We start from the raw sequence: 1080 nt of genomic DNA on the forward strand, positions 1-1080 counted from the left end.
GGCGAAGCTGAGAACTTAAGCGCCAGTAAACGGCGGTGGTAACTATAACCATCCTAAGGTAGCGAAATTCCTTGTCGGGTAAGTTCCGACCTGCACGAATGGCGTAACGACTTCTCGACTGTCTCAACCATAGGCCCGGTGAAATTGCACTACGAGTAAAGATGCTCGTTTCGCGCAGCAGGACGGAAAGACCCCGGGACCTTTACTACAGTTTGATATTGGTGTTCGGTTCGGCTTGTGTAGGATAGCTGGGAGACTTTGAAGCAGGCACGCCAGTGTTTGTGGAGTCGTCGTTGAAATACCAGTCTGGTCGTGCTGGATGTCTAACCTGGGTCCGTGATCCGGATCAGGGACAGTGTCTGATGGGTAGTTTAACTGGGGCGGTTGCCTCCTAAAGAGTAACGGAGGCGCCCAAAGGTTCCCTCAGCCTGGTTGGCAATCAGGTGTTGAGTGTAAGTGCACAAGGGAGCTTGACTGTGAGACCGACGGGTCGAGCAGGGACGAAAGTCGGGACTAGTGATCCGGCGGTGGCTTGTGGAAGCGCCGTCGCTCAACGGATAAAAGGTACCCCGGGGATAACAGGCTGATCTTCCCCAAGAGTCCATATCGACGGGATGGTTTGGCACCTCGATGTCGGCTCGTCGCATCCTGGGGCTGGAGTCGGTCCCAAGGGTTGGGCTGTTCGCCCATTAAAGCGGTACGCGAGCTGGGTTTAGAACGTCGTGAGACAGTTCGGTCCCTATCCGCTGTGCGCGTAGGAATATTGAGAAGGGCTGTCCCTAGTACGAGAGGACCGGGACGGACGAACCTCTGGTGTGCCAGTTGTTCTGCCAAGGGCATGGCTGGTTGGCTACGTTCGGGAGGGATAACCGCTGAAAGCATCTAAGCGGGAAGCCTGCTTCGAGATGAGTATTCCCACCTCCTTGAGAGGGTAAGGCTCCCAGTAGACGACTGGGTTGATAGGCCAGATATGGAAGCCTGGTAACGGGTGGAGTTGACTGGTACTAATAGGCCGAGGGCTTGTCCTCAGTTGCTCGCGTTCACTGTGTTGGTTCTGAAACCACGAACAGCCCCGCCTGT

1 rRNA gene is annotated in these 1080 nt (G+C 55.5%); it reads left to right on the forward strand.

Annotated elements, in window-relative coordinates:
* Window positions 1-1028, forward strand: a 23S ribosomal RNA gene (locus tag ACFZCP_RS45920); the annotation flags it as partial.
* Between the last annotated feature and the right edge of the window lie 52 nt (window positions 1029-1080).

It is taken from the genome of Streptomyces sp. NPDC007971 (assembly GCF_042958635.1).
In the GTDB taxonomy this organism is placed as follows: Bacteria; Actinomycetota; Actinomycetes; order Streptomycetales; family Streptomycetaceae; genus Streptomyces.